3 protein-coding genes and 1 pseudogene are annotated in these 3,522 nt (G+C 54.1%); all 4 read right to left on the bottom strand.

Going from position 1 to position 3,522, the window contains the following annotated elements; genetic code table 11:
- Positions 1–363 precede the first annotated feature (363 nt).
- Positions 364–978 carry an MBL fold metallo-hydrolase gene (locus tag PACILC2_RS24195; protein WP_244863823.1) on the bottom strand — a complete coding sequence of 205 codons (615 nt, stop codon included), beginning with the start codon at positions 976–978 and terminating at the stop codon, positions 364–366.
- Between the two features lie 199 nt (positions 979–1,177).
- Positions 1,178–2,116: a hypothetical protein gene (locus tag PACILC2_RS27655; protein WP_244863822.1), complete on the bottom strand. Its 939-nt coding sequence runs from the start codon at positions 2,114–2,116 to the stop codon at positions 1,178–1,180.
- Positions 2,117–2,133: 17 nt separating this feature from the next.
- On the bottom strand, positions 2,134–3,096 hold the full coding sequence (locus tag PACILC2_RS27650; RefSeq protein WP_244863821.1) for a hypothetical protein: 963 nt from the start codon (positions 3,094–3,096) through the stop codon (positions 2,134–2,136).
- A gap of 40 nt (positions 3,097–3,136) precedes the next feature.
- Positions 3,137–3,522 (bottom strand): annotated as a pseudogene (locus PACILC2_RS24185) (carbohydrate ABC transporter permease); the annotation flags it as partial.

Below are 3,522 nucleotides of genomic sequence, written 5' to 3'. Positions count from 1 at the left end.
CGGTGGAATAAAAACCAGCGCCCCCGCCTACGCTTGGGCTATGTTCGCCAAGGTGTCAGAACATTCAAACACTATGCGTTCACGCAACCACTTCTGGATATATCTACTACGTTACACAAACTTCTTGACACTACCTGATCATGCAGAACTCGATAAACTTCCGGATTCTTTTTTAATATTTCAGCGACAAAATGTTCGGAAAGATGCCATTCCTTCGGGAAAATTTTATAATCTAACGCAAGCATATTTGAAACGTCTGGGATCTTTCCGTACTCAATTTTCATGCAGTCTCCTCCATAGCAGCCTATCGTATTTATCCTATTTTGTATATATGAGCTTTTCCGTTTAAATGTGCAATACCATTCAGTCGTAAGCGACGATCATATCGTGTGGCGCAAATAGGTCTGTCAGTTCTTCATGAAGCAGATGAGCATTATGGGAAAAATGGGTAACGGCTATCAATCCTTCCGGTTTCAGCACCCCGAGATCTGTAAACCGTTCTTTCGTTCGAAGCGCCGCATCCACATTCATATGGCTTCGAGAATGGCGATGCCCTGATGTGCATTCTAGAATCGCCAAATCCAGCTTTTTACCATGGAGCCATTCCCACGTCCGATCCGGAAACCAACCGCTGTCATGGCCATACAGGATCGTCTTGCCGTTTTTCTCGATATAGTAGAGAAGGCAAGTTTCAAGCGGGTCATGGCTGGCGGGCAACGGAACGATCGTGGCGGTCTGCATCTCCGTGCGTTGAAAAGGCTCTACGCGATGCAGGTTAAACTTACTGCTGCCGGCTCCTAGTACCTGACTGCATTTGTGGATCGAAAGATCGTTACCGTAGATCTGGATGGCGTGTTCCGCCGACTGGGCGAAGCCCGGTGATCTCGCAACCAAATCCTCGGCATATAAATGATCGGAATGAGAGTGTGTGAGAATCAGGTCTTTGATATTTTCCAGATCGATCCGGTCGCGCAGCATATGCAAATAAGTGTCCGGGGGAAAATCGATTTTCAATTCATCGTCGACGATGACGGAAGTGCGGGTACGAATATTTTTCCGCCAAGCTGTTTGGCTCTCGCACAGAACTCACACCGGCAAAACAAGGAGGGAATCCCTTCAAAAGCGGCTGTCCCCAAAAATGAACTTTCACAATTTCACCTCCTTCCATGACTCCACTTTAAAGATATGCGTGCAGCAAACGTTCTTTGAGCAACCCCATCAACAAACCGGAAGAAATTTCGGCAACCGTCCAGCCCGATTCGATCGCCCAAGGCCCCCAGCCGGTATCCGCCGGGGAACCGAAAACTTCGTGAAGGTTCACGTCGAACGCTCTGGCCCAAGCTCCGTCGATCATCGGGTTGTCGCTTATCAGCTGAGCGGAAATTAAGAAAGCGGCGTGCTCCTCCCACCATTTCCAGAATCGCTCGTCCTTCGTCACGAAGTACGCCTGCATAAACCCGACGGGCAGCCAATTGTTCGAGTAGAGCAGATCGGCCACCTGATCGCCGTTGCGGGCGAGCAGCGCGCTTTCCCCTTGTCCCATTCCGCCCCGCATCGCCGCCTTGTAGCCTTCGTCCCATTCCAGGTAAGCGCCCGAGCGGTGTTTGAACGATTGCAAATCCTCCGCAACCCGGTACAGCCACCGCCGATGCTCCGGCTCTCCGGTAACCCAGTACATCCAGGCGAGCGGCAGGATAAGCCGGCAGCATTCCTGCGTCTGGCTCTGCTCCCGGGCGGTTTCGGGATAGACGCTCATGATCGTCTCCATCCCCCGGACGCCGGTCTCGAGAAACGTCCGTTCCCCGGTCAGCTTGTAAGCCAGAAACAAGGCGGCCCCATAATAAGCATTGTAATGGGCGGACGGCAAGCGGCCCGGTTCGTTCTGCAGCGCCCGGATCCGCTCCTCAGTCAATGATATGTTATCGGTGCGGAACACCCGCGTCCCATCCGTTCCCGTCGTTCTTACCAAAAACCGCAGAGCAGCGGACGTCTCGTCCAAGCGATACCGGGAGCCCGTATACAGGCACTTCAGCATATGTGGAATTAGGGCGCGCGCGACGTCGTCCTGATAACAAATGCCCCACGCCTCCTCCGACCACCGCATCATGCCGTACAAGCTGCCGGGCTCCTTGTTCAAAAATAGTCGAACACGTAGTCGTGCAGCCGCTCGGAGATGAGCAGATCCCGTTCCTCCCCCGCACGCAAATAGTTCAGAAAATACGGAAGTGCGGCCTCTCCAATGCAATCGACGCGGCGAATCGTGCTGACCCGCTGAGCGCCGTCCGGCATGATCTCCGTCCCCATTCCTTCCCATACGCCGCTTCGCCCTTCATCACGCAGTACCCCGGAACGCTCGAACCATGCGAGCGCCCGGCCCACGCTTCGCAAGATCCGATCCTCCAAAGGCTCCGGGCCGCCCGGAGCCGCATTCGAGTAAGCGAATTCCATATGCGACAGGTCGATATCCGTCTGAAACAGCCAGCCCAGCACATACGCGACCAGCTTCGCAAACTTCCGTTTCGGAGCGAAACGGGCTTTGCGGAAATGACTCATCCGGAACGAGCAGATCAGCAGCCGGTCCGGCTCCTCGAACCATAGCGCCCGTTCGGAAATCCGGCTCAGCAGCTCGTCCGTTACCTCTATCGTATCATGCGTATGCAATGAAGTGTACATGAGGATCGGACGCCGATGCGAGCAAGCGGCCTCGTGCGGCTTTATCCGCATCCCGCACTGATCGTCCAAGACGTCCCCAAGCGTCAGTCCATCAATTGCGATTTCGTCCGAACAAAACACCAGCCGTTCGAACCGCGTGCTCTCGGGGGGCGAAGCGTAGACGCGGCCTATGCTGGCCACATATTCTGCAAACACCCGTTTGCCTTTCCGGATTTCGTTCTCGATGATCACCCGCTCTTCCGGAGACAGAAGGAGCGGTTTATCCGAGGCGCCTCCCAATAAGGCGATCGCTTCGAAGCGCCCCAGATCCGCGCCGGACAGTTCCCCAGGCTTCAAAACCGTTACGGTTGGGTCGCAGGCGAGCATCAGCTCCGACAAGTCGCTCTTGTCCGCAGCAATGACTGCGGTTTTCCCTTTGTGCACCACTCGGCCTCCTTTCGCCGGACTTTTGGTTTCTTGCCGGTCATTTCAAGCCGGTGATGGAAATGCCCTCGATAAATTTTTTCTGAACGAAAAAGTAAAGGATGACGATCGGTAGTGTAAATAAGGTCGAAGCGGCCATCAATTGGCCCCAAGCGACGTTGTTCTCGCGAATATACTGCTTCAGCCCGATGGATAACGTCCATTTGTCGGGGTCGTTCAAATAAATTAAAGGGCCTTGGAAGTCTCCCCACGCGCCCAGGAACGTAAACAACCCTACCGTCAATACCGCCGGCTTCGACAGTGGAAGCATGATTTGGGCGTAGATCCGGAATTCGGAGGCTCCGTCGATCTTGGCCGACTCGGTCAGCTCGTGGGGAATGCCCATAAAAATTGCCTCATCAAAAAAATGTAATACGCAATCCCCGT

Origin of the sequence: Paenibacillus cisolokensis (assembly GCF_018403665.1) — a bacterium.
Taxonomy (GTDB): Bacteria; Bacillota; Bacilli; order Paenibacillales; family Paenibacillaceae; genus Paenibacillus_AH; species Paenibacillus_AH cisolokensis.
The sequence above is the reverse complement of the archived record's forward strand: the minus strand, read 5'-3'. Positions and strand labels throughout refer to the sequence as shown.

Bases quoted from the DNA above. Each gene is read 5' to 3' on its own strand.
- PACILC2_RS24195 (WP_244863823.1), bottom strand. From the start codon at position 978: ATGCTGCGCGACCGGATCGATCTGGAAAATATCAAAGACCTGATTCTC.